Genomic DNA, 24,406 nt, shown 5'->3' on the forward strand with positions numbered 1-24,406 from the left:
ATGTCGCATCTTTATAACTTCACCGATCGCGACGCGTTCTCGCGGCATTACCTCAAACCGTTGCTGGTCGATGCCCTCGAGGTCCGGCTGGCGGCCAGGCCCGCGCCATTGCCGCTGCCGGCCGCGGCCATCGTGGAGGCGTCGGACAGCGAAACCGGGCACGTTGGCGAACCCCGGTTCGTTCGTACGAGCCAGGGCTGGACCTGGCGCGAGCATGCATTGCTGGCATGGCGGACGGCCGGCCCGATGGCGCACCGGCGGATCTCCGAGCAGGAACACCGGTACGACGTGATCGTGTCCCAGCAGCCGGACATGGCCGGCCGGCTTCGCCTGACCGTCGACCTGCACGCGCTGCGCAACCGTTATGAACGCGACACGGTGAGCCACGCGCTGGCGAGCGGCGCCACCCACGACCTGGGCACGGGCTGGGCGAGGCTGACGCTGCGCTGGTCGCTGCGCCTGCAACTGGTGCTGACCGCCGCCGGCCGGGCCAATGTCGTTACCCACGCCCGCCGGGTGGCGCCGCGCGCCGATGCGGGCCGCACCGGCCCCTACGTTTCGGGCGATCCGTTTTCCCGCCTGCTGGACGCACGCCGGATCGAGCGTGACTGGGAGCAGGGGAGCACGAGTCTCGGCGTGGTGAAGGATCAACTGGTGAGCCGCCTTGCCGCGGCCATCGAACCGCCTCTCTGGCACCGCGCGCCGTGCCATGTCCACGGGTAAGCGGCGATGGCGCATTTGACCATGCATCCCGGGGCGGGGCGGCGGCCCCTGCTCATCGTTCGCGATGGCAACCTGCCCCTGATCATCGGCGTGGATGGCGCCGGCCGCCCGCGCATGGCGCGGCACATGGGTGCCGGCGCCTGGTCCGATACCGATCTCTCGGCCGCGCTGCCCATCGCGCTGCCGGTGCGCTGCGCGGACGTGCGCCAGGCACCCGATGGCACGATCTGCATCGCGCTGGCGGTGCAGGAGGCGACCGGCGCCTGCACGCTGCTTGTCGCCACCTGGCTGCCGGCCGCGCAGGACGACCACGGCTGGCTGCATGCGATGCGGCGGCTGTCGGTCGTGGCGGGGCTGCCGACGGGCACGTGTATCACGCGGCTGTCGTTCGGGCCGCTGCAAGCGGGCGCGCCGCCGCTGCTGCTCGTGCATGCGGGGCAGTCCACATGGTATTGCAACGCCGCGGCACCACAGCCCGCGCTGCGCGCCCTTCACCTGCCGGAAGCGCACGCCCACGCGATCGGAAATTACCGGCAACCCGGCATCTGGGCGCTGCACCCCTATGGCAAGGGCAGCGCGCTCCGTTTCGCGCCGCTGTGCGATCCCTTCGGCTGGTACGTGGCGCTCGACTATCCGGACCTGCCGGCGCACACGAGCAGCGTGCTGCTGGCGCCGGGCGCGATGCCGAACGTGCCGGACCTGTACGCGGCGGGCGAGCGCATCGTCGTCTACCGCGGTGGCAATTCGCTGCCGCAGACCGTGGCCCGCGTGGCCGGCGCCCGCCTGGTCTCGAGCCACGTGCATGACGGCGCCGACTATCTCGCCTATGCGGATGCCGATGAAAACCTGTGGATGGTGCTGCGGCCGCATCGCGGCGCATGGGGCCCGCCGTTCCTGCTGACGCGCCGGCGTGCCGTGCTGGCCATTGCCGGCCAGTTCATCCATGCGGCGACGATCGAGGAGGGCAGGCTGGAAGTGCAGCGGTTCACGATGGATGGTTTGCTGTACAGCAGCGAGATCGCGACGGTGGACTGGCTGGCCCCATGAAAAAAACGCCGCCCGCCTTGCGGCGGACGGCGTTTTTGATGCGACCCGAAACGCTTATTCGTAGGCGCTGATCGGCGCGCACCCGCAGAACAGGTTGCGGTCGCCGTACACGTTGTCGGCGCGGCCGACCGGCGGCCAGTACTTCTGCTTGCGCAGCGATGGCAGCGGGTAGGCGGCCGCTTCGCGGCTGTACTGGCGGTCCCAGTTGTCGGCGATGAGCACCCCGGCCGTGTGCGGTGCGAACTTGAGCGGGTTGTTCGCCTTGTCGAATTCGCCGCTTTCCACCTTGGCGATCTCGCCGCGGATGGCGATCATCGCTTCGATGAAGCGGTCCAGTTCGGCCTTCGCTTCCGACTCGGTCGGCTCGATCATCAGCGTGCCCGGCACCGGGAAGCTCATCGTCGGCGCATGGAAGCCGAAGTCCATCAGGCGCTTGGCCACGTCCTCGTTGCTGATGCCGGTGGCATCCGTCAGCGGGCGCAGGTCGATGATGCATTCGTGCGCCACCAGGCCGTCATGGCCCGAATACAGCACCGGGTAGTGCGGCGCCAGGCGGCGCGCGATGTAGTTCGCGTTCAGGATTGCCGTTTCCGTTGCCGCCGTGAGGCCTTCGGCGCCCATCATCGCGATGTACATCCACGAGATCGGCAGGATCGATGCGGAACCGTAGGCGGCTGCCGACACGGCGCCGATGCCTTTTTCGTTGCGCTGGTAGCCGGTGGAACGCTGGTTCGGCAGGAATTCCGCCAGGTGCGCGCCCACGCCGATCGGGCCCACGCCCGGCCCGCCGCCGCCGTGCGGAATGCAGAAGGTCTTGTGCAGGTTCAGGTGCGACACGTCGCCACCGAACGCGCCCGGCGCGGCCACGCCGACCAGCGCATTCATGTTGGCGCCATCGATGTACACCTGGCCGCCGTGCGAGTGCACGATCTCGCACAGCTCCTTGATGCCTTCCTCGAACACGCCGTGCGTGGACGGGTAGGTCACCATCACGCAGGCCAGGTTCTTACTGTGCTGCTCGGCCTTGGCCTTCAGGTCGGCCAGGTCGACGTTGCCGTTCTCGTCACAGGCGGTGACGACCACGCGCATGTCGACCATGCTGGCCGATGCCGGGTTGGTGCCGTGTGCCGACGAGGGGATCAGGCAGATGTTGCGATGGCCTTCGCCGCGCGACTGGTGGTATTTCTGGATCACCAGCAGGCCGGCATACTCGCCCTGCGAACCGGCGTTCGGCTGCAGCGACACGGCGGCATAGCCAGTCACGGCGCACAGCATCTCTTCCAGCTGGCCGATCATTTCACGGTAGCCCACGGTCTGGTCTTCCGGCGCGAACGGGTGGATGTTCGAGAACTCGGGCCAGGTGACCGGGATCATCTCGCTCGTGGCGTTCAGCTTCATCGTGCACGAACCCAGCGGGATCATCGTGCGGTCGAGAGCGAGATCCTTGTCAGCCAGCGAGCGCAGGTAGCGCAGCATCTCGGTTTCGCTGTGGTAGCGGTTGAAGACCGGGTGCGTGAGGTAATCGCTCGAACGTGCCAGTTCGGCGGGGAACGCATCTTCGCTGTCGCCTTCGATGGTGGCGAAATCCGGTGCCGCCGGCGAATCCTGTACCCCACTGGCGAACACGGACCACAGCGCGGCCAGCGTGCCGCGGTCGGCCGTTTCATCCAGCGATACGCCCACATGGTGCGCATCGATGCGGCGCAGGTTGATGCCATTGGCGACGGCCGCTTCGTGCAGCGCTTCGGCGCGGTCGGTGGCGATCGTCAGCGTGTCGAAGAACGTGCGGTTCGTGACCTTGTAGCCCAGCGTGCGCAGGCTGTCGGCCAGGATGCCGGTGTAGCGGTGCACGCGGGTGGCGATCTGCGCCAGGCCTTGCGGGCCATGGTAGACGGCATACATCGAGGCGATCACGGCCAGCAGCACCTGTGCGGTGCAGATGTTCGACGTGGCCTTTTCTCGGCGGATGTGCTGCTCGCGGGTCTGCAGCGCCAGGCGGTATGCCATATTGCCTTGCTGGTCGACGGTGACGCCCACCAGGCGGCCCGGCATGGAGCGCTTGTATTCGTCGCGCGTGGCCATGTAGCCGGCGTGCGGGCCGCCGAAGCCCAGCGGCACGCCGAAGCGCTGGCTGTTGCCGACGACGACATCCGCGCCCCATTCGCCCGGCGGCGTGAGCAGCGTGAGCGCCAGCAGGTCGGCCGCCACGACGATCATCGCGCCGGTAGCTTTCACTTTCTCGACGTCGGCGCGGTAGTCGCGCACGGAACCGTCGACACCCGGGTATTGCAGCAGCACGCCGAACGCGTCCGTCACGCCGGCCAGTTCGGCCGGGTCGAACGTGCGCACCTCGATGCCCAGCGGCTCGGCGCGCGTGGCGATCACTTCGAGCGTTTGCGGTAGCACGTCATTGGCCACGTAGAACGCTTTCGATTTCGATTTGCCGACTCGCTGGAGCAGCGTCATCGCCTCGGCGGCCGACGTGCCTTCGTCCAGCATCGATGCGTTGGCGATGCCCATGCCGGTCAGGTCGGTGATCGCTTGCTGGAAGTTCAGGATCGCTTCCAGGCGGCCCTGCGAGATCTCCGGCTGGTACGGGGTGTAGGCCGTGTACCACGCCGGGTTTTCAAAGATGTTGCGCAGTACCACGCCCGGCGTGAACGTGCCGTAGTAGCCCTGGCCGATCAGCGATTTCACGACCTTGTTCTTGCCGGCGATGGCCTTCAGCTTCGCCAGCGCGGCCTGTTCCGGCAGCGGCTCGGCGAACTGGCCGAGGGGCAGGGGCGCGCGGTTGCGGATATTTTCCGGAACGATCGCATCGATCAGCGCGGCGCGGGTTGCATAGCCGAGCGTGTCGAGCATCTGCTGCTGTTCGGTGGCGTCCGGGCCGATGTGGCGGGCGATGAAGGCGTCGCGGGCTTCGAGTGTGGTCAGGCTGGTACGGGTCATGAAGGATCTCTTGGGCCAGGTAAAAGGGGGCCAGTGCGGGGCCGGCATGCCGGCCCCGGGTCGTGCGCGATTTAGGAGGCGGTGTTCTTGCCGTAGGTGTCGGCGTCCAGCAGGGCGTCGATGGCGCTGGCGTCGGCCGGTTTCATCTTGAACAGCCATGCGTCATACGCGTTGGCATTGATCGATTCCGGCGAGCCCGCAACCGCGTCGTTGACGGCGGTGATTTCGCCCGACACTGGAGCATAGATGTCGGAGGCGGCTTTCACGGATTCCACCACGGCGGCGTCGTCGCCTGCCGTGTAGCTGTTGCCGACCTTCGGCAGCTCGACGAACACGATGTCGCCCAGCGCGTCCTGCGCGAATTCCGTGATGCCGACGGTGATGGTGCCGTCGTCTTCCTTGCGGATCCACTCGTGGGACTCGGTGTACTTCAGCTCTGCGGGGATGTTGCTCATGTGTGCTCCAGATTGGTTGTGTTGTTGGGGTCAGGCGGCGAGGATTTTACCGTTCCGGACGAAAGGCAGCTTGACGACGGAAGCGGCGAGCTTCTTGTCGCGGATTTCCACGTGCACGGTATCTCCCACCTGCACGCCCATCGGCACGCGCGCCAGCGCGATCGCCTGCTGCATTGTGGGGCTGAAGGTGCCGGACGTGATCTCGCCGGTGGCGCCGTCCGCGGCGATGACTTTCTGGTGGGCGCGCAGCACGCCGCCCTTTTCGCGCAGGATCAGGCCCACGAACTGGGCGTTCTGCCCCTTGGCCTGGAGGGCGGCCTTGCCGACGAAATCGCGTTCGGACACCAGGTCGATCGTCCATGCCAGGCCCGCATCCAGCGGGTTCACGGTATCGTCCATGTCCTGGCCATACAGGTTCATGCCGGCTTCCAGGCGCAGCGTGTCGCGCGCACCGAGGCCGGCCGGCTTCACGCCGGCGGCGGCCAGCGCATTCCACAGCGCCCTGGCCTGCGTGGCGGCCACGCCGATTTCAAAGCCGTCTTCGCCCGTGTAACCGGTGCGCGCCACCATGGCTTCGCCGAACGCGGTGTCCTTGACGATGGCCACGTTGAACGGTTTCATGTCGGCCGTGGCGTCCTTCGCTTGCGGGATCAGTTCCCACACCTTGGCGCGGGCGTTCGGGCCCTGCACGGCGATCAGAGCCATCGCATTCTCACCGCCATCCCTGCGCTGGGTAATGGTGACGCCGGCATTCCACTCGTCGCTCTTCGCCTGCATCCACGCCACGTCCTTTTCGGCGGTGCCGGCGTTCACGACGAGGCGGAACCAGTTTTCGGTGAAGAAGTAGACGATCAGGTCGTCGATCACGCCGCCTTTGGGGTTCAGCATGCACGAGTACAGTGCCTTGCCGGACACCTGCAGCTTGTCGACGTTGTTCGCCAGCAGCCGGCGCAGGAAGCCGCGTACGTCGCTGCCTTCGATGTCGACGACGCACATGTGCGCCACGTCGAACATGCCGGCGTCGCTGCGCACGGCATGGTGTTCCTCGATCTGCGAACCGTAGTTGACGGGCATGTCCCAGCCGCCGAAATCGACCATGCGGGCGCCAAGGGCGCGGTGGGCTGCGTTGAGTGGAGTGGCTTTGAGCGTCATGGGGCCTCGGACTTCGGTTGGGGTTAACAGCACAACAGCCACGCATTACTGCACGCATAGGCACGGAAGAAGCGGACAGCACTTTTCCACTGTTGTTCGTTACCCCTCTGTCCTCGGTACCTGAGAGATAGCGGTTCGATGGTTCGACTCCGCACGCCCCTTCGGTGGGCAAGCTTACCGGTTACCGTATAAGCGTGCCGCTCTCCAGAGTTTTGGCCGCCGTTGGCGGCCCCTGACCGGTCCTTGTTGCCTGAGAGTTTTTGGGTGATGCCCCTTCGGCGGCAGCGTTGCGCTGCGCTCTCCCGGTCGAGGATCGGGACTATAAGTTAAGTACAAGGGGGTGTCAATGTGGCGGGGGGAGGGGCGCGGCATTTGCCGGCGGGCAAAGCGTTTTCCGCTGCCGCTTTCCATGTCGTCATCGTGGCAGGCCGGCGCGATGCATGGCACTCTTGATCCAATGCAATCTTGAGCGGCACGACGGCCATCCGACTCACACCGCGAAATTGCCCGCCTCGATCGGCGCCGCCTGCGGCATGTCGAACCGGATGCGGATGTCCTCGATGGCCTCGTCCAGCGCGACCAGGAACACGGCCATCGCGGCGCTGCTGCTGTAGCCGGTGCGCTGGTACAGGCAGGAATGCAGCAGGGCGCCGGCGTCCAGCAGCGGTATCCAGGCCAGCGTGTTCGCGGCGACGGCTTGCGCCACGTTATCGGGGATCAGGAAGGAAACCGCCTGGCCCCGTTCCACCAGCGTGCGCGCCATCGCCACCGAGCTTGTTTCCACCACCGGCCGGGCCGCGCCATGCAGGCGCGGCTCGATCTGGCGGGCCATGCTGGAGAGTTCCATGTCCTGCGCCATCAGCACTAACGGGTATTCCAGGCAGTCGCGCAGCCGCACACTCCGGCCCGATCGCGCCAGCGGGTGGTCCGGCGCTGTCACGGCGCCCAGTCGCTGTGGCCAGGCCCGCACTTCCTCGATGCCCGGCGGCGGCAGGCTGCGGCGCAGGCAATACGCCACATCCACTTCGCCATTCGCCACCCAGTGCAACAGCGTGGCGCCATTGCCCGAGCGGACGTTGTAGGTGACGCCGGGATGGCTGTCCATCAGGCGGCCGATTACTTGCGGGAGCAGGTGCTCCGCGGAAGAGTGCGAGACCCCCAGGTTGACGTGCCCGCGGCGCAGGTCGCGCAGTTCTTCGACCTGCGCGAGCGCGTTGTCGAAATCGCGCTGGCCGCGGCGCACGGCACCGAGCATGAGTTCACCGGCGATCGTCAACTGCATGCCGCGCGGCAGGCGGTCGAACAGCGGCGTGCCCACCGTCTTTTCCAGATTCAGGATCTGCTGGTTCACCGCCGCCGCGGTCAGGTGCAGCGTTTCCGCTGCCTTGCGCACCGAGCCGCGGCGGGCAACTTCGTCGAAACAGCGGAATGCTTGGGAGATCGCCGGCATGAGTGTAAAGAAATAGTTGACGGTCCATCTCGAATTATCAGCTATTCCGTACGTATTGTCATCTCTACAATCCTTTCATTCGCCGGGACAACCGGGTCCGACAGGGAGGGAATGTGAGCGTATTGCATAAGGGAGTCGCCGCGGCATGGGCCTTGATGGCCTTGCCGGCCGTGGCACAGTCGCAGGTCAGCGTGTTCGGCCTGGTCGATGCGGGCGTGGCCGTGAACAAGCTGGCGGGCAGCGGCGCCCGCAAGCTGTATGTGACGAGCGGTTCGATGACCACGTCGCAATTCGGCGTGCGCGGCACCGAGGACCTGGGTGGCGGCGCGAAAGCCTATTTCGAGATCAGCTCGTTCTTCAGCATGAAGAATGGCTCGATCATCGGCGGCACGAACCAGCAGAACCTGTTCGGCCGCAGCGCCTTCGTGGGCATTTCCTCGCCCGGGCTGGGCGCCATCGATATCGGCCGGGGTAACAATCCATCCTTCCTGCCCACGCTGCAGTTCAACGCGTTCGGCAATTCCGGTGGCTGGGGCCCGCTGTGGCACGCCACGTATTTCAACTTCACGCAGTACCCGTCGTTTGCCGGCGTCGATGGCCTGATCCACGACACCGCGTGGGATGGCCAGGTGCACTACACGTCGCCGAAACTGGCCGGCGCCACCGTCAACCTGCACTACGCACCGGGCGAAATCGCCGGCCGGCGCGGCGTCGCCAACTGGGGCGCGAACGTGCTGTTCCACCGCGGCCCGCTGGGGCTGGCCGCGTATTACCAGAACACCGAGGTGCAAAGTTCCGGTGGCGCCACGGCGGACTGGTACAGCAAGCCCTTCGAGGCGAACGGCGTGCTGGTACCGGCCAACGCTTCCACAAAAAGTTACTTTGCCGGCGCCAGCTATGACTTCGGCGTGCTGAAGGCATTCGCCACGTGGCAGCGCAGCCGGCAGGAAATCTCGCGGATTCATGCCCGTACGGCGCAGGCCAGCGTGGCGATCCCCGCCGGCGGTGGCCGGATCCTGGCTGAGTATGCGCGCACCCGTTATGCCGGCCCCTCGTCACCGGTTTCATCCACTTCACCCGCTTCACGCACTGAAACGCTGCTGCAGGAAGCGGTGATCGGCTACGACTACCACCTGTCGCGCCGTACCGACGTCTATGCGAACTATCTTCGCAGCAGGAATTCCCAAGCCCGCCCGGACGGCTACACGGCCGGCGTCGGCATCCGCCATCAATTCTGAACTGGAGCACCACAATGAAAACAACCGTCGATCAAATCACCCAGCGCCGCCGCGGCGTCGGCCTCATCGCCCACGATCCCGCGCTCAGCGCCGGCGGCTACACGCTGATCGCGCCGCAGACGGCGGACGGCAACGTCTACCTGGTCGATATCGAGGGCAACGTCGCGCACCAGTGGAAGCTGCCCGTGCGACCGGGCCGCGCCGCGGTGATCCTGCCGAACGGCAACCTGGGCTACAACGGCAACCACGCGCATTCGCCGGACCGCTACGGTCCCTGGTCGCTGTGGCATGGCGGCGATTTCTATGAAGTGACGCCGGCCGGCGACGTGGTCTGGCGCTACGAGGACGACAGCCACCACCACGATGCGCGCTGGCTGGCCAATGGCCACCTGCTGTATGCGGGCTGCGCGCCGCTGCCGCCGGCGTTCGCGAAACGCATCCCGGGCGGCACCGCCAAGCATGCGGACGAAGTCACGTATGGCGACGTGATCCGCGAAGTGAACCGCGCCGGCGACATCGTGTGGGAATGGAAGGCCTGGGAACACCTGGAACCGGAAGCGTTCCCGATCGCCGCGGGCTTCGGGCGCAACCACTGGCCGTTGGTGAATGGCCTGGACGTGACGGCGGAGGGCCTCGTGCTCATGAGCCTGCGCACGACCAGCGGCATCATCGGCGTGGACCGGGCCAGCGGCAATGTGAAACTGCATATACCGCCGGGCGTGGTATCGCACCAGCACGCGCCGGTGGCACTGGACAACGGCAATATCCTCACGTTCGACAACGGCAACTTCCGCGAGGGCCAGCACGTGGTGTTTTCACGCGTGCTGGAAATCGATCCGCACACGAATGCCGTCGCCTGGTCGTACCAGGATGAACTGGTGAACGCGTTCTACACGGCCTACATGGGCAGCGCCCAGCGCCTGCCGAACGGGAACACGCACGTGACGGAATCGGCTACGGGGAGGCTGTTCGAAGTCACGCCGGAAGGCGAAGTGGTGTGGGAGTACATCATTCCGTGGTTCGCGGAATATCCGGACGAAGCGGCGCGCAGCTACGTGCCGGGCCGCCAGAACAGCGTGTTCCAGACATTCCGCTACAGCCGCGAACAGCTGCCGTGGCTGGAGGATTGAACATGCATGGCGCCCTGAAGAGTTGCCTTGCCAGCGCCTTGCTCGCGCTTGGCACCGCGGGCCATGCGGCCGGCGCGGAACCCGCGCCGGTACGTATCCTGATGAACTGGTTTGCCCAGCCCGACCAGGCGGGCTATTGGCAGGCGCAGCAGGACAAGCTGGGCCGCGATGCGGGCATCGCGATCGCCGTCCAGCAGGGTGGCCCGCGCGTCCAGACGATCCCGCAGGTCGCATCGGGCCAGGCCGAATTCGGCATCGCCAATGCGGACGATTTATTGCTGGCCCGCGCCAAGGGTGCGCCAGTGCGCGCCGTGCTGGCCCACCTCGATTACGTGCCCTACACGCTGGTGTATCACCGCAACCCGGCGGTGAAGTCGATCGGTGACCTGCGCGACCGCACCTTTGCCGTCAACCTGGGCAGTGCGTACTGGGAATGGGTGCGCCACCACTACCGGCTCGATGGTGCGCGCACGATTCCCGTCAGCGGCGACCTGGGGCTGTTCCGCAACGATCCGGCGATGGTGCAGCAAGGGTATTCGCTGTACCTGCCGGCCCGCATGCAAGGGGCCGGCCTGGCCGTCGGTCAGTTCACGCTGGCGTCGCTGGGCTACCGTTCCTACGGCGTGCTGTTCACGACGGACGAGATGATCCGCACCAGGCCCGCACTCGTGCGCGCCACGGTGGCCGCGTTGCGGCAAGGCTGGCGCAACTACGCGGCCAACCCGGCCGCGCTGCGCCCGCTGCTGACCGCCATGAATGGGCAGATTTCGCCTGCGCTGTACGACTCGTCCAGCCGCGAACTGATCGACACGCAACTGGCCCGCGACCCGGCCCGCTTCGGCTGCATGAGCGCGGCGCGCTGGCGCGAGCTGGCGGCACAGCTGCGGTCCGTGAAATTCCTGCCGGCCGCCTTCGACGAAAAAACCGCGTTCGACGGCACGCTCGTCCCGGGTTGCGGCACATGAGTGGGCAACTGACTAGGCCAATGAGCGACGGGGCGGGCATCACGCTCGATGGCGTGACGAAGCGCTACGACAATGGCTTGCTGGCGCTGGAAGCCGTCGACCTGGCACTGCCGGCCGGCTCGTTCACGTCGATCGTCGGCCCCTCCGGCTGCGGCAAGTCCACGCTGCTGCGCATCATCGCCGGCATGGTCGAGCCCAGTGAAGGGCAGTGCCGGCGCGGCACCGGCATGCCGGCGTTCGTGTTCCAGGAACCGGCGCTGCTGCCGTGGCGCACGGTCGACGGCAATGTGCGCCTGCTGATGGAGCTCGAGCGCTGGAAGCCGCCAGAGCAGGATGCACGCGCCACCGAAGTGTTGCGGCAGGTCGGCCTGGCCGACTTCGGCCATGCGTATCCGCACGAACTGTCCGGCGGCATGCGCATGCGGCTCTCGCTGGCCCGTGCGCTGGCCTTGCGCCCCGACCTGCTGCTGCTGGACGAGCCACTGGCCGCCGTCGACGAGCTGACGCGCGACCTGCTGCAGGAGCAGTTGTCGCAGCTGTGGCGGCAGGCCGGCTGTACCGGCGTGCTGGTCACGCACAACGTGCAGGAAGCACTGTTCCTGTCGCAGCGTGTCGTCGTGATGGCGCCGCGGCCGGGCCGCGTCGTGCAGGTGTTCGACGTGCCGTTCCCGTTCCCGCGCGCGCCCGAGTTGCGCGCCAGCCCGGCATTCGCCGCGCTGTCAGGACAGGTCAGCGCGACACTGCGCGCCTCCACCACTATTTGAAGCACAGGAAATCATGGCTGAACGTTCTCTCTCGCTGCAACGGATGGCGGCGCAGGCACTGCCCGCGCCGGCGCTGGCACTGGTGGTGCTGGCCGCCTGGCAGGCACTGTGCATGACCGTCTACCAGGGCAAGGGCTACCTGCTGCCATCGCCGCTGGAGGTGGCGTCGGCCGCGTCGGACCATGCCGGCCTGCTGGCCGCTGCGGCGCTCACCACGCTGCGCGAAGCGGTGCTCGGCTATGCGCTGGCCGCGCTCTTCGGCATCGCGCTGGCCGCGGCGATGAGCCAGGCGCGCCTGCTGGAACGGTGCCTGTATCCCTACGCCGTACTGCTGCAGACCGTGCCCGTGGTGGCGGTGGCGCCGCTGATCGTGCTGTGGAGCGGCTACAACGAGCGCTCCGTGGTGCTGATCGCGCTGATCATGGCGCTGTTCCCGATCGTGAACAACACGCTGCTCGGCCTGCGGTCGACGCCCCGCCAGCTGCTCGAACTGTTCGCGCTGCACCGAGTGGGGCGCTGGCGCACGTTCATCCGCCTGCGCCTGCCAGCAGCGCTGCCCCACGTGATGGCCGGGCTGCGCATCTCAGCGGGCTTGTCCGTGATCGGCGCCATCGTCGGCGAATTCATCATCGGGGCCGGGAACTCGGCCGGCGGCCTCGGCGTGCAGATCGTCTTTGCGCAGGGGCGGATGGACACGGCCTTGCTGTTTGCCGAGGTGATCGCGGCAACGGTGCTGGGGTTTGGATTATTTGCCGCCGCGAGCGGGGCAGGGCGGGTGCTGTTGCGCAGGTGGCATGAGTCTGCGCATTGATTGCCCCTCCCAGGCCTTGCGCTATCGCAGAGCTATGTGACTAGCGGAAACATCCAGCCACACCGCCCGCGCCCGGTCGTGCGGCCCCAAAACGGTGCCCGCGCTAGAATGGCGAACACCGTTCTTTGAGGGTAAAAAAACATGAGCGAGGATAAGCAAAAACTCGATGGCGCCGCCTGGTTTACGTTGTCGGGCGATGTCAACAGCGATATGGTGCACCGTGTGTTCGAAGCGGTGGCGGACATGACGGAAGATGGCGTGGAGACGGCCCATATCCTGCTGCAGTCGAATGGCGGCTATGTCAGCGATGGCCTGTGTCTTTACAACTACCTGTCGAACCTGCCGATCAGGATCGTGATGTACAACGGTGGCGCAGTGGCGTCGATCGCGGTGATCCTGTTCCTGTCGGGCCAGGAGCGCTACGCCAGCGAAACAGGGCGGTTCATGGTGCACAAGTCGCATGCCAGCGCGCCTTCCGGCGCCCGGCCGGATGCGCTGCGCATCATCGTCGAGGGCCTGCAGGCCGACGATGCGCGCACTGAATCGATTCTGCGCCAGCACGTGCAGCTGAGCGACGAGCACTGGCTCGTGCATGCCCATGCCGACCTGCACCTGACTGCACACGACGCGGCGAAGGTGGGGCTCGTCAATGAAGTGCGTAACTTCCGGCCGCCCAAAGGCAAGCGCGTGACCAACATCTAGCGTCCTGACTCAGCCCATCGGGCCGCCAGCCATCGCATAGCCGGGAACTGATAAGAAAAAAGCTTGGAACGGCGCTACCTTTCCAAGCTTTTCTCATGGTGAGGCATCCTGTTGGCGATGCCCGGTGCCCGCCTTGCGGCAGGGATTACTTCTTCGAGCCGGACTTCTTGTTGTCGTTCTTGTGGCTTTGACGGCCGGCCTCGGCGTGCTGCTCCGGCGTGCCGCCCTGGGTGCCGCCCGACTTGGAACCCTGGTTGCCGGACTGCTTGGAGCCGCTGGACGAAGAACCCTGCTTGTTGCCACCACTTTTCTGATTCGAAGCCATTTTGCTTTCCTTTCAATGGAGAGGGGAACACGGGCCGGAGCGGTCATCGCAAAACCTTTTGCATTGCGTGCACCTTGGTTTCCAATGCGTTTCCGGTTGTGAAATGATGCGTTTTTGATCAGCCCCCGGATATCGGAGTTTACCGTTAGCCCCTGTAGGACAAGCGCTTGCAGCGCGAGCATAAAGCTCATCAATACAAGGACTTGCGAGCTCTGCCGTAAGCCGCGATGCGCAAATCCGACGGTCTGTCCTGGATGTCATTGCCGCGTGGAAAGTTTGTGGCACAATGGCGGCTTCGATCCCATTGCCTCGTTATGCTTACTCCCGACCATTCCACGATGCCACCGCGGGCCGTCAGCCCGCGGCACGCCGTGCTGGAGGAGCTGGTCGCAATCGCGCTTCGGCAGGTGGGCGCCGGGTTCGCGGCGTTCAAGACAGAACTGGCGGCGCGCCTGATGGCATCGGCCGCCCGGCCAGGGTCGGGATCGGGTGACTGCATGCGTGCCGCCAGCCTGCTGATCGAGCGTCACCAGGCGCTGCTGCCCCTCGTGACGGGGTCGCTCGAACGGGCGCTGCGCGAAGAACTCGCCAGCCTGGCGCCGCGGCCGCATGGCGCTGGCCAGCCGCTGGCGCTCGTTCCCTATGACGAGATGGACCAGCGTGTCACGCTTGGCGCCATTGCCCGGCCTTTCGATACCGCGCATGCCGATGCGCTCGCGATACTCGCTGCACGCCTGGCGTGCCTGTTCGACCGCCGTGCCTTGCGCGCCAATCCGTTCCGGCCGGCGGTGTTTGTCGCGGCGCTGGGTCAGGCGTGGACCGGATTCGATGGCGAGGCGGGCAGCGCCGCCGTGCTGGCGCTTGTGCAGGCGGGCTGCTTCCATGACCTGGCCGGCATCTACGCCGCCCTCAACGCCGCGCTGGAGCGCCATGGCGTAGTGCCTGCGCAGGGCGGCCGGGAGCGGGCGCACGATGGCCGGCGCGAAGCATTGCTGGCCAGCCGCTTACGGGAAGTCCTTGCGCTGCCTGACGAGGGCGCGGTGGCTGGCGGCCTTGCGGATGCGCACACGGGCACGGTCAGCCCGCGTGTGCTGGAGTGGCTGGCGGGCCTGCCCGGGGCCGATGGCGCGCCCCGCGTGGCGCTTCCATCGCTCAAGCATGCTGCGCCGCGCGGCATGCTGTCGCGTGCCGACGAGGGGGCGATCGACCTGCTGGGCGCCGTATTCGACGGTGTCTCGGCCGATGCCGCCATCGCCACGGACAGCCGCGAGCTGATGCAGTTGCTGCAGCTGCCCATGCTGAAGGCGGCCCTGGCCGACAAGGCATTCTTCTTCCATGCCGACCATCCCGCGCGCAGGTTGCTGGAGATGCTGTCGCGGATGGGGTGGGAGCGCACGCTGCGCGGCGAAGACCGGCGCGACGACCGCCGGTTCCAGGCCATGCGCAGCAGCGTCGACCGCGCCACGCACGGAGACGATGAAACCACGGCGGCATTCGCCCAGGCCGTGCGCGAACTGGAGGCGGCGCTGAAGGTGGAGGAAGCCGAAGCCGCCGCCGCGATTGCCGGGCCGGTGGCCGCGGCGCTGAAGCAGGAGCGGGCGGCCGCGGCCCGCCGCGCGGCGCGCGATGCGGTGGCGCTGCGGGTCGGCACCGGCGAAGTCGTGGCCGTGGTCGAAACCTTCCTGGAAAACAAATGGGCCGATGTGCTGACGGTGGCCTATGGCGTGGAAGACGACAAGCCGGGCGCCGTGCGCCACGCCACGCAGGCGATGGACGACCTGCTGTGGAGCGTGCTGCCGAAACAGGGCGCGGACGAACGCAAGGCGCTGATCGCCAGGCTCCCGGGCCTGCTGTCCACGCTGAACCGGTGGCTGGACGTCGTCCGGTGGCAGGGTGACGACCGGCTGCGCTTCTTTGCCGAACTGGCCGACTGCCATGCGTCGATCGTGCGCGCGCCGCTGGACATGGCGCCCGAGCGGCGCATCGAGCTCGCGGTGCAGGCCACGCAGTTGGCCGCCGAGCGCCGCGTTGCCCGGGAGACGGAGGCGGCGCGCCCGGCGCAGCCTGCACAGTCGGCACCGGAAGACGAACTCGCCAGCCTGGCGCGCGGCACGTGGTTCGACTTTACGCAGGAAGGCGGCTCGCGCAAGGTGAAGCTGGCCTGGATCAGCCCCTGCGCACGCTGTACATCTTCTCCAATGGTGCGCGTGAAGAAGCGTTCTCGCTGCCGGCGCAGGCGCTGGTCGAACAACTGCGCGCGGGCACCGCAACCATGTTGCAGGCCGAGGGGGTTGTCGTGCGCGCACTGACGCGGGCGCTCGTCGTCAACGATCCTGCCCAGGAACAGGTCGCCTGAGCGGTACCCGCTGTCCATCGATGCGCCCGTCTCTTAAGAGGACGTTAATTAACTGTCATTACCGTATCGAGTCTGGTGCAGGACGGCGCTTTGCCGTTATAATTGCCACAAGGAAATTTTGACACTCCAGCCCGGCGGCATGGGCCACATAAGGATACGAACGGATGATGATGTTGTTCTGGATGGCGCTGTCGGCGCTGGGTGGCATGAGTGTGACGGGTCCGCTGGGCATCGCCGTGGCCGTGTGGCTGCTGGCCGGGCGCACGTGGCGCCTGTCGCTGTCATGGTGCCTGCTGTTCGGCATCGGCATGCTGCTCGTCGTCGCCACCAAGGTCGCATGGTATGGCTGGGGTATTGGTATCCCCGAGTGGAAATTCGCCGGGCTGTCCGGCCACGCGATGCGCGCCTGCGCCGTCTATCCGGTGGTGTTCTACCTGATGTTCCTGAAGGCGCGGCCGACCGTCCGGCATGCAGCCATGGGCGCTGGCACGCTGCTGGCCGTGCTGGTCAGCGTTTCCCGGTTGCCGGTGCAGGCCCACTCGCTGTCAGAAGTCGTGCTGGGCGGCGCGGTGGGGCTGGCCGTGGCTGCGGCCTTCGTCATGGTGGCGCGCAGCGAGCGGCCGGTGATCGTCGGCCGCGTGCTGGTGGCGCTGTGCGTGCCGCTGGTGCTCGTGATGCCGTTCACGAAACAGGTGCCGGCCGAGCAGTGGGTGCGGCAGGTGGCCATGCACCTGTCCGGCAAGGAGCCGGCCAAGCGCACGTGGAAACTGGCCCCGGAGCACAAGCAGGTGCACAAGGCGGCCCTGGCGATCTGACGTCGGCCCGGCCCCGGCCGCGAGCGCAATAGTGCGATTTTGTCCAGACCCGTTGCGCGCGATGGTATGATAACCATCTTTGCAACCAGCCTGCCGGGCCAAGAACAGTCGGGCAAAATCATTTTCCTACGTGCGTCTATCATCCATAAAATTGTCGGGATTTAAGTCGTTCGTCGATCCCACCAATTTCCAGGTGCCGGGGCAGCTGGTAGGCGTGGTGGGGCCGAACGGCTGCGGCAAGTCGAACATCATCGATGCGGTGCGCTGGGTGCTCGGCGAGTCCAAGGCGTCCGAGCTGCGCGGCGAGTCGATGCAGGATGTTATCTTCAACGGCTCCACGCACCGCAAGCCAGCCGGGCGCGCCTCGGTCGAGCTGGTGTTCGACAACCACGAAGGCAAGGCATCCGGCCAATGGGGCCAGTATGCCGAAATCGCCGTCAAGCGCACGCTGACCCGCGACGGCACTTCCACCTATTACATCAACGGCCAGCCGGTGCGCCGGCGCGACATCCAGGATATCTTCCTCGGCACCGGCCTCGGGCCGCGCGCCTACGCGATCATCGGCCAGGGCATGATCGCCCGCATCATCGAATCGCGGCCGGAAGAACTGCGCGTGTTCCTCGAGGAAGCCGCCGGCGTGTCGAAGTACAAGGAGCGCCGGCGCGAAACGGAAAACCGGCTGCACGACACGCGCGACAACCTGCTGCGCGTGGAAGACATCCTGCGCGAGCTGACGGGCAACCTGGAAAAGCTCGAAGGCCAGGCGGCCATCGCCACGCGTTTCCACCAGTTGCAGGCGGAGCAGGACGAGAAGCAGAAGCTGCTCTGGCTGCTGCGCCGCAACGAGGCGCAGGCCGAGCAGGCACGCTGGTTTGCCGAGATGCTGCAGGCACAGACCGACCTGGAACGCGATACGGCGCAGTTGCGCAACGTGGAGCTGACCCTGGAGCAGATGCGGCAGGCCCACTTCGCCGTGGGCGACCGCCTGCACACTGCCCAGGGCGCCCTGTACCAGACCAATACCGAGATCGGCAGCCTGGAAGCGCAGATCAAGTTCGTCGTCGAATCGCGCACGCGGCTGCAGCAGCAGATCGCCACGCTGACGGCGCAGCGCGACGGGTGGCAGCAGCAGGCCGAGGAATACCGCGGCCAGGTCGAGGAAGCCGAATTCAACGTCGAGGAACTGGCGGCAAAGGTCGAGGAATCGCGCATGCTGGCCGAGCAGAAGGCCGACATGCTGCCGCTGCTGGAAGCCGAGTGGCGCGCAGGGCAGGAAAAAGCCACCGAATCGCGCGCCGGCATCATGCAGTTGCAGCAGCGGCTGGAGCTGGAATCGGCGCAGCAGAGGAACGCCTCGAATATCCTCCTTGGGCTGGCCACGCGGCGCGAGCGCCTGCAGCAGGAAAAGAACGCCCTGGCAATCCCTGATGCGTCGCACCTGGAAAACCTGCGCTGGCAGCTCGAGGAAAAACAGCAGGTGCTGGAAGAAACGGCCATGCAGCTCGAGGAAGCGCAGGCGCAGCAGCCGCGCCTCGAAGAAGAACGCCGCGCCGCGCAGGCCGCCGTGCAGACCGAAACCGCCACCAGCGCGCAGCTGGAAGCGCGCCTGAACGCGCTGCGCCAGTTGCAGGAGCGCGTGCAAACCCAGGGCAAGGTCACGCCCTGGCTGCAAAAGCACGGGCTCGACGAGCTGCCGCGCCTGTGGCAGCAGCTGTCCATCGAAACGGGCTGGGAAGCGGCCGTGGAATCGGTGCTGCGCGAGCGCGCCGGCGCGCTGCAGGTCTCGAACCTGGACTGGGCGAAGCATTTCATCGGCGATGCGCCGCCGGCCAAGCTGGCCCTGTTCGCACCCATGACCACGGCACCGGCCGCACCGGTCCCGGTGGGCTTCAAGCCGCTGCTCGACCTGCTGAAACTGAACGACCCGGGCCTGCGTGGCGTGCTGCAGGACTGGCTGCACAATGTGTTCGTGGCCGAGGATACGGCGCAGGCGTTTTCCAACCGCGCCCACCTGCCTGCCGGCGCGTGCTTCGTCACGCGCCAGGGCCACATGGTCACGCAGTCGAGCGTGCGCTTCCACGCCGCCGATTCCGAGCAGGAGGGCATGCTGGGGCGCCAGCAGGAAATCGACAACATCGGCAAGCAGCTGCGCGCGCAGGCCATGCTGGCCGACGAGGCGCGCGCCCGGTCCGTGCGCGCCGAGGCGGCCGTCTCGCAACATGCGCGCCTGATGGCCGAGCTGCGCCAGAAAAACGCCGCGCTGACCACGTCCGTCCATGCCTTGCAGCTGGAGGTGCTGAAACTGTCGGAAACCGAGGCGCGCTTTGCCCAGCGCAGCACGCAGATCGGTGCCGACCTCGCCGAGATTGCCGCGCAGGAAGCGGAGCAGATGGGCGCGAAGCTCGAGTCGGAAGAGAAGTTCGAGCAGCTCGACATGGAACTGGCCGAACTGCAGGGCGCGCACGAGGAAGGGCAGGAAGGCTTCCAGCGCATCGAGGCGCGGCTGGCCGATGCCCGCGAGGCGCTGCGCGACCTGGAGCGGCGTGCGCAGGAAACGGCATTTGCCGAAAAATCCGCGTGCCACCGCATCGAGGAGCTGCGGCGCAACATCGCCACCGCGGCCACGCAGGCCGCGCAGGTGGCCGAGAGCCTGCGCGCCGGCGAACTCGAACTGGCCAGCCTGGAAGCGGGCACCGCGCACGAAGGCTTGCAGGAATTGCTGGACCGCCGCACGGTCCAGGAGCGCGCGCTGTCCGATGCGCGCCATGAACTGGACCAGGTCGCCCAGCAGTTGCGCCATGCCGAGGAAGCGCGCATGACCGGCGAGCGGAGCCTGCAGCCGCAACGCGACCGCATCACGGAAATGCAGCTGAAGGAACAGGCTGCGCGCCTGAACCAGGAACAGTTTGCCCAGCAGCTGGCCGAAGTGCAGGCCGATGAAACCATGCTGGCCGCGAAGCTGCAGCCGGACATGAAGGCGCAATACCTGCAGGCCGAAGTGACACGGCTGACCAATGCGATCGCCGCGCTGGGCGCCGTCAACCTGGCCGCGCTCGACGAACTGGCGCAGGCTGCCGAACGAAAGAATTACCTGGATGCGCAGAACCGCGACCTGGTCGAAGCGATCGGCACGCTGGAAGACGCCATCCAGAAGATCGACAAGGAAACGCGTGACCTGTTGCAGGAAACGTTCGATCGCGTCAACGGGCACTTTTCGGAACTGTTCCCGATCCTGTTTGGCGGCGGACAGGCTAAACTGACCATGACGGGCGACGAGATCCTCGACTCCGGCGTGCAGGTGATGGCGCAACCGCCGGGCAAGAAGAACGCGACGATCCACCTGTTGTCGGGCGGCGAAAAGGCGCTGACGGCAACGGCCCTCGTGTTTTCCATGTTCCGGCTGAACCCGGCGCCGTTCTGCCTGCTCGACGAAGTCGATGCACCGCTGGACGACGCCAACACGGAACGTTTCTGCAGGATGGTGAAACGGATGTCCGAACAGACCCAATTCCTCTTCATCTCGCACAACAAGATTGCGATGGAGATGGCCACTCAACTGATCGGTGTGACGATGCAGGAGCAGGGCGTATCGCGCATCGTGGCGGTGGATATGGAAGCCGCCGCCAACTTCGCTACCGAGGCACAAGCAGCATGACAGATTTTCAGACCAGTTTGATCGCAGCTGCCGGCGTGTTCGTCGCCGGCGTATTCGTCTACAACAAGTGGCAGGAGCACAAGGCCAAGAAGAGCGTGGAACGCGCCTTCGCGTCCGAGCACGATGATGTGCTGATGCGTGCCGAGGAGCCGGGCTTCGACGCGACGCTCGACGAACCCGCCATCCACGTGCCCACCGACACTGCCACCGCACGCGCGGAACCGAGCTTCACGCTGGGCGACCTGCCGATGGTCGATGCCGGCTCCGGCGCCTATGGCAGGCCGCCCCACGAAGACACGGTGGCACCGAGCCTGGTGGCGGACGACGTGCAACACGCCGCACCAGCGCCCGCACCGGCCCCAGTGCCCCCGGCATCCACCGCCTCGGCTGACGAGCCGGTAACGCCGGCGGCGCCGGCAGCAGCGGCACCTGCCGTCGAGCCGGTGGCCGCACCTGCCGCCGCTGCGGCTTCCTCCGCGGCCGGCGTCGCCACCGCAGCGGCCGTCCCGGCTGCGAATCCCGCACCGGTTTCCGCTCCCGCTCCGGCTCCCGCGCCGGCCGTCCAGGCGCCGACGCCGATCCCGGCTGCGGCCGCGATGGCACCGTCCGAACAGGCCACGGCGCTCGTCGATCCACTGATCGACTGCCTGCTGCCGCTGGAAATGGCGGCGCCGATGCGTGGCGAGAAGCTGTTGCCGGCGCTGCAGAAGCTGCGCCTGGTGGGCAACAAGCCGGTGCACTACGTGGGCCTGGCGGTATCCGGCGAGTGGGAACCGATCCGGCACGGCATCGTCTACACGAAGCTGCAGGGCGGCGTGCAGCTGGCCAGTCGCACCACGGCATTGAACGAGCTTGAATACTCCGAGCTGGTGACGCGCCTGCGCACGGTGGCCGACGAGATCGGTGCCGAGCCGCAGATTCCGGACATGATGGAAGTGATGGCCGAAGCGCGCAACCTGCACCGCTTCGTGGCCGCGCACGATGCCCAGCTGGGCGTGAACCTGGCCGCCAACGGCGCGCCCTGGGATGTCACCACGCTGGTCGGCGCGCTGGAAAAGCAGGGCTTCGACCTGCGCCCCGATGGCCGCTTCGTGAAGGGTGACGGCGAGGGTGGCCAACTGTTCACGCTGTCCACCAACGTCACGCCGGCCGAGGAAACCACCGCGCGCCTGACACTGCTGCTGGACGTGCCATGCGTGGCCCCGGCCCGCGACGGCTTCGGCGCCATGATCGCCTGCGCCCGCTCCCTCGTGCAGCGCCTTGATGCGATCATCGTCGACGACTACAACCAGCCGCTCTCCGATGCGTCGATCGCCGAGATCGCCGGGCAGGTGAAGGAGTTCTATGCCGACATGGAGGTGTCCGACATCCCGGCCGGTTCCACGCGCGCGCTGCGCCTGTTCAACTGACTTGTACTGACATGAGCCAAGACTTGACCAGCCCCGCCGAGCGGGCCGCATGGCTGACGGCGGAGCTGAACCGGCACCTGCACGCCTATCACGTGCTCGACGCGCCCACGATTCCCGACGCCGAATACGACAAGCTGTTCGCCGAGCTGCAGCGGATCGAGCAGGATCACCCGGCGCTGGCGCTGCCCGATTCGCCCACGCAGCGCGTCGGCGCCCCGCCAGGCGAACAGTTCGCGGCCGTGACGCACGCGGTGCCGATGCTGTCGCTGAACAATGGCTTCACCGATGACGACATCGAGAACTTCGATCGCCGCGTGCGCGAAGGCCTCGATGCCCCGCGGGTGGACTATGCGGCCGAGCTGAAATTCGATGGCCTGGCCATCAATCTGCGCTACGAGAACGGCGTGTTCGTGCAGGCTGCCACGCGCGGCGACGGCTATACCGGCGAAGACGTGTCGGCGAACATCCGCACGATCAAGTCGATTCCCCTGCGCCTGCAAGGCAAGGACTTGCCCGAAGTGCTCGATGTGCGCGGCGAGGTGCTGATGTTCAAGGCCGACTTCGCGGCCATGAACGAGCGCCAGCGCGCGGCCGGGCAGAAGGAATTCGTCAATCCGCGCAATGCCGCCGCGGGGGCGCTGCGCCAGCTCGATTCACGCATCACGGCGCAGCGCAAGCTGCGCTTCTTCGCCTACGGCATCGGTGAGCTGGTGGGTGCGGACATGCCGGAAACCCATGCCGGCCTGCTGGACTGGTATGCGCAACTGGGCCTGCCGGTGAACCAGGAACGCGCCGTCGTGCAGGGCAAGGATGGCTTGCTGGCGTTCTATGAGCGCGTCGGCAAGGCCAGGCCCGCGATGGCCTACGAGATCGACGGCGTTGTCTACAAGGTGAACCGCGTGGAAGACCAGCGCGCGCTGGGCTTCCGTTCGCGCGCGCCGCGCTTCGCCCTGGCCCATAAATTCGCGGCCGAGGAAGCGCTGACCACCGTGCAGGCCATCGAGGTGCAGGTGGGCCGCACTGGCGCCATCACGCCGGTGGCCCGCCTGGTCCCCGTGTTCGTTGGCGGCGTCACCGTCACCAACGCCACGCTGCACAACGAGGATGAGGTGCGCCGCAAGGATGTGCGCGTGGGCGACACCGTCATCGTGCGGCGCGCCGGCGACGTGATCCCCGAGGTGCTGGCGGTGGTGCTGGACAAGCGCCCCATGCCCGAGCCGGCGGTGTACGTGCTGCCGAATACGTGCCCCGTGTGCGGCTCGCACGTGGTGCGCGAAGAAGGCGAGGCGGTCGCCCGCTGTTCCGGCGGCCTTACGTGCGCGGCGCAGCGCAAGGAAGCGATCCGCCACTTTGCCGGCCGCCGCATGATGGACATCGAAGGCCTGGGAGACCGCTACATCGACAGCCTCGTCGAGTGCAACCTGGTGCACGGGGTGGCCGACCTGTACCGGCTCACGCTGGACGACCTGCTGCGCATGAAGCTGGCCGCCGACGAGCGCGATGGCACCACCCCGGAAACCGTCAAGCAGGGCAAGGTCGCCACCAAGTGGGCGGACAACCTGCTGGCCGCGATCGAGGCCAGCAAGAAGCCGCCACTGGACCGGCTGCTGTTTGCGCTGGGCATCCGCCATGTGGGTGAATCCACCGGCAAGATCCTGGCCGACTGGCTCGGCAAGTTCGAACTCGTGCGCCGGGCGCCGGCCGCGCTGCTGCGCGTGCTGCCGGACATCGGCGGCACCGTGGCCGAATCCATCGCCGATTTCTTTGCCGAGGATAAGAACCAGCAAGCCATCGATGCCTTGCTGGCCGCCGGCGTCGCGCCGCGGGGCGAGCATGCGCCAAAAGCGCAGCTGCGCGAAAAGCTCGACGAGGTCACATTGCTCGCCGCGCTCGACATTCCGAAGCTCACCGAGCCGCGCGCCAGGCAGTTGCTGGCCGATGGCATGACGCTGGAAGGGCTGGCCTTCCTGAAGGTGTTCAACGTGTTCGGCCTGCCGGCCAACGTGGCATCGTCGCTGGAAGAGTGGATGGCCGTGCAGGCCAACCGCGACCGGCTGATGGCGTTGTCCGCGCTGCGCACCGAACTTCTCGCGCAGCTGCCGGAAACGGCCACCGCCGAGGAAGGCCCGATGAGCGGCAAGACGTTCGTGCTGACCGGCACGCTGCCCACGCTGTCGCGCGATGCCGCCGGCGCGCTGATCGAAGCGGCCGGCGGCAAGGTTTCCGGCTCCGTATCGAAGAAGACGTCATACGTGGTGGCCGGTGCCGATGCCGGCAGCAAGCTCGCGAAAGCCGAGGAACTCGGCGTCACGATCCTGGACGAGGCAGCCCTGCTGTCGCTGCTGGGCAAATAATTACTCCAAAACCGGTGACAGACACCGGTTTTTTGGGAATGTTTTGTTGCCCAAAACCGGGGTCAGACCCCGATTCTGGGCAACAGTTTCCACGGATCGGGGTCTG

Annotated in this window: 18 protein-coding genes and 2 riboswitches; of the genes, 13 read left to right on the forward strand and 5 right to left on the reverse strand. The window is 66.8% G+C overall.

The window, feature by feature from the left end; genetic code table 11:
* Positions 1-723, forward strand: a complete 723-nt coding sequence (locus tag EWM63_RS24215) for a hypothetical protein (RefSeq protein ID WP_130188812.1) — start codon at positions 1-3, stop codon at positions 721-723.
* 6 nt (positions 724-729) lie between these two features.
* Positions 730-1,770 (forward strand): hypothetical protein, encoded by a 1,041-nt coding sequence (locus EWM63_RS24220; protein WP_130188813.1) that lies wholly within the window; start codon positions 730-732, stop codon positions 1,768-1,770.
* 54 nt (positions 1,771-1,824) lie between these two features.
* Here the strand turns inward: EWM63_RS24220 and gcvP are convergent, their stop codons facing one another.
* The 4 genes from gcvP to EWM63_RS24240 all read right to left on the reverse strand — a co-directional run bounded on the left by gcvP (position 1,825) and on the right by EWM63_RS24240 (position 7,776).
* Positions 1,825-4,719 (reverse strand): aminomethyl-transferring glycine dehydrogenase, encoded by a 2,895-nt coding sequence (gcvP, locus tag EWM63_RS24225; RefSeq protein ID WP_130188814.1) that lies wholly within the window; start codon positions 4,717-4,719, stop codon positions 1,825-1,827.
* A gap of 71 nt (positions 4,720-4,790) precedes the next feature.
* On the reverse strand, positions 4,791-5,174 hold the full coding sequence (gene gcvH / locus EWM63_RS24230; RefSeq protein ID WP_130188815.1) for a glycine cleavage system protein GcvH: 384 nt from the start codon (positions 5,172-5,174) through the stop codon (positions 4,791-4,793).
* 30 nt (positions 5,175-5,204) lie between these two features.
* Complete coding sequence (gene gcvT, locus EWM63_RS24235; RefSeq protein WP_130188816.1) at positions 5,205-6,326, reverse strand: glycine cleavage system aminomethyltransferase GcvT; 1,122 nt, start codon at positions 6,324-6,326, stop codon at positions 5,205-5,207.
* A gap of 97 nt (positions 6,327-6,423) precedes the next feature.
* Positions 6,424-6,544, reverse strand: a riboswitch (glycine riboswitch).
* A gap of 9 nt (positions 6,545-6,553) precedes the next feature.
* Positions 6,554-6,641, reverse strand: a riboswitch (glycine riboswitch).
* Between the two features lie 175 nt (positions 6,642-6,816).
* Complete coding sequence (locus EWM63_RS24240) at positions 6,817-7,776, reverse strand: LysR family transcriptional regulator (RefSeq protein WP_130188817.1); 960 nt, start codon at positions 7,774-7,776, stop codon at positions 6,817-6,819.
* A 113-nt stretch (positions 7,777-7,889) separates the two neighbouring features.
* Here EWM63_RS24240 and EWM63_RS24245 point away from each other — a divergent pair, with 113 nt between their 5' ends.
* The 6 genes from EWM63_RS24245 (at position 7,890) to EWM63_RS24270 (ending at position 13,386) form a co-directional block, all read left to right on the forward strand.
* Positions 7,890-9,014, forward strand: a complete 1,125-nt coding sequence (locus EWM63_RS24245; protein ID WP_130188818.1) for a porin — start codon at positions 7,890-7,892, stop codon at positions 9,012-9,014.
* A 14-nt stretch (positions 9,015-9,028) separates the two neighbouring features.
* Positions 9,029-10,144, forward strand: coding sequence for an aryl-sulfate sulfotransferase (locus tag EWM63_RS24250; RefSeq protein ID WP_130188819.1), 1,116 nt, complete (start codon positions 9,029-9,031; stop codon positions 10,142-10,144).
* 2 nt (positions 10,145-10,146) lie between these two features.
* A complete protein-coding gene (locus tag EWM63_RS24255; RefSeq protein WP_130188820.1) occupies positions 10,147-11,109 on the forward strand; it encodes an ABC transporter substrate-binding protein in 963 nt (320 codons plus the stop codon).
* A 20-nt stretch (positions 11,110-11,129) separates the two neighbouring features.
* On the forward strand, positions 11,130-11,873 hold the full coding sequence (locus EWM63_RS24260; protein WP_130188821.1) for an ABC transporter ATP-binding protein: 744 nt from the start codon (positions 11,130-11,132) through the stop codon (positions 11,871-11,873).
* A gap of 13 nt (positions 11,874-11,886) precedes the next feature.
* Positions 11,887-12,684 (forward strand): ABC transporter permease, encoded by a 798-nt coding sequence (locus EWM63_RS24265; protein WP_229487485.1) that lies wholly within the window; start codon positions 11,887-11,889, stop codon positions 12,682-12,684.
* Between the two features lie 141 nt (positions 12,685-12,825).
* The gene (locus EWM63_RS24270; protein WP_130188822.1) at positions 12,826-13,386 is read left to right on the forward strand and encodes an ATP-dependent Clp protease proteolytic subunit; all 561 of its coding nucleotides are present in this window, start codon (positions 12,826-12,828) and stop codon (positions 13,384-13,386) included.
* 145 nt (positions 13,387-13,531) lie between these two features.
* Here EWM63_RS24270 and EWM63_RS24275 read toward each other — a convergent pair whose 3' ends face one another.
* The gene (locus tag EWM63_RS24275; RefSeq protein WP_130188823.1) at positions 13,532-13,711 is read right to left on the reverse strand and encodes a hypothetical protein; all 180 of its coding nucleotides are present in this window, start codon (positions 13,709-13,711) and stop codon (positions 13,532-13,534) included.
* Positions 13,712-14,049: 338 nt separating this feature from the next.
* Between EWM63_RS24275 and EWM63_RS24280 the strand changes: the two genes are divergently transcribed.
* The 5 genes from EWM63_RS24280 (at position 14,050) to ligA (ending at position 24,300) form a co-directional block, all read left to right on the forward strand.
* The gene (locus tag EWM63_RS24280) at positions 14,050-16,020 is read left to right on the forward strand and encodes a DUF1631 family protein (RefSeq protein WP_229487486.1); all 1,971 of its coding nucleotides are present in this window, start codon (positions 14,050-14,052) and stop codon (positions 16,018-16,020) included.
* A gap of 211 nt (positions 16,021-16,231) precedes the next feature.
* Entirely contained in the window at positions 16,232-16,882 is a 651-nt protein-coding gene (locus EWM63_RS24285; protein ID WP_229487487.1) for a phosphatase PAP2 family protein, read from the forward strand.
* A gap of 130 nt (positions 16,883-17,012) precedes the next feature.
* On the forward strand, positions 17,013-20,537 hold the full coding sequence (gene smc / locus EWM63_RS24290; protein ID WP_130188824.1) for a chromosome segregation protein SMC: 3,525 nt from the start codon (positions 17,013-17,015) through the stop codon (positions 20,535-20,537).
* Positions 20,534-21,946, forward strand: coding sequence for a cell division protein ZipA C-terminal FtsZ-binding domain-containing protein (locus tag EWM63_RS24295; RefSeq protein WP_130188825.1), 1,413 nt, complete (start codon positions 20,534-20,536; stop codon positions 21,944-21,946). Before smc ends, EWM63_RS24295 begins: the two co-directional genes overlap by 4 nt.
* An 11-nt stretch (positions 21,947-21,957) precedes the next feature.
* Complete coding sequence (ligA, locus tag EWM63_RS24300) at positions 21,958-24,300, forward strand: NAD-dependent DNA ligase LigA (RefSeq protein WP_130188826.1); 2,343 nt, start codon at positions 21,958-21,960, stop codon at positions 24,298-24,300.
* The last annotated feature ends 106 nt before the right edge of the window (positions 24,301-24,406 follow it).

Source organism: Pseudoduganella lutea, assembly GCF_004209755.1.
GTDB classification, from domain to species: Bacteria; Pseudomonadota; Gammaproteobacteria; order Burkholderiales; family Burkholderiaceae_D; genus Rugamonas; species Rugamonas lutea.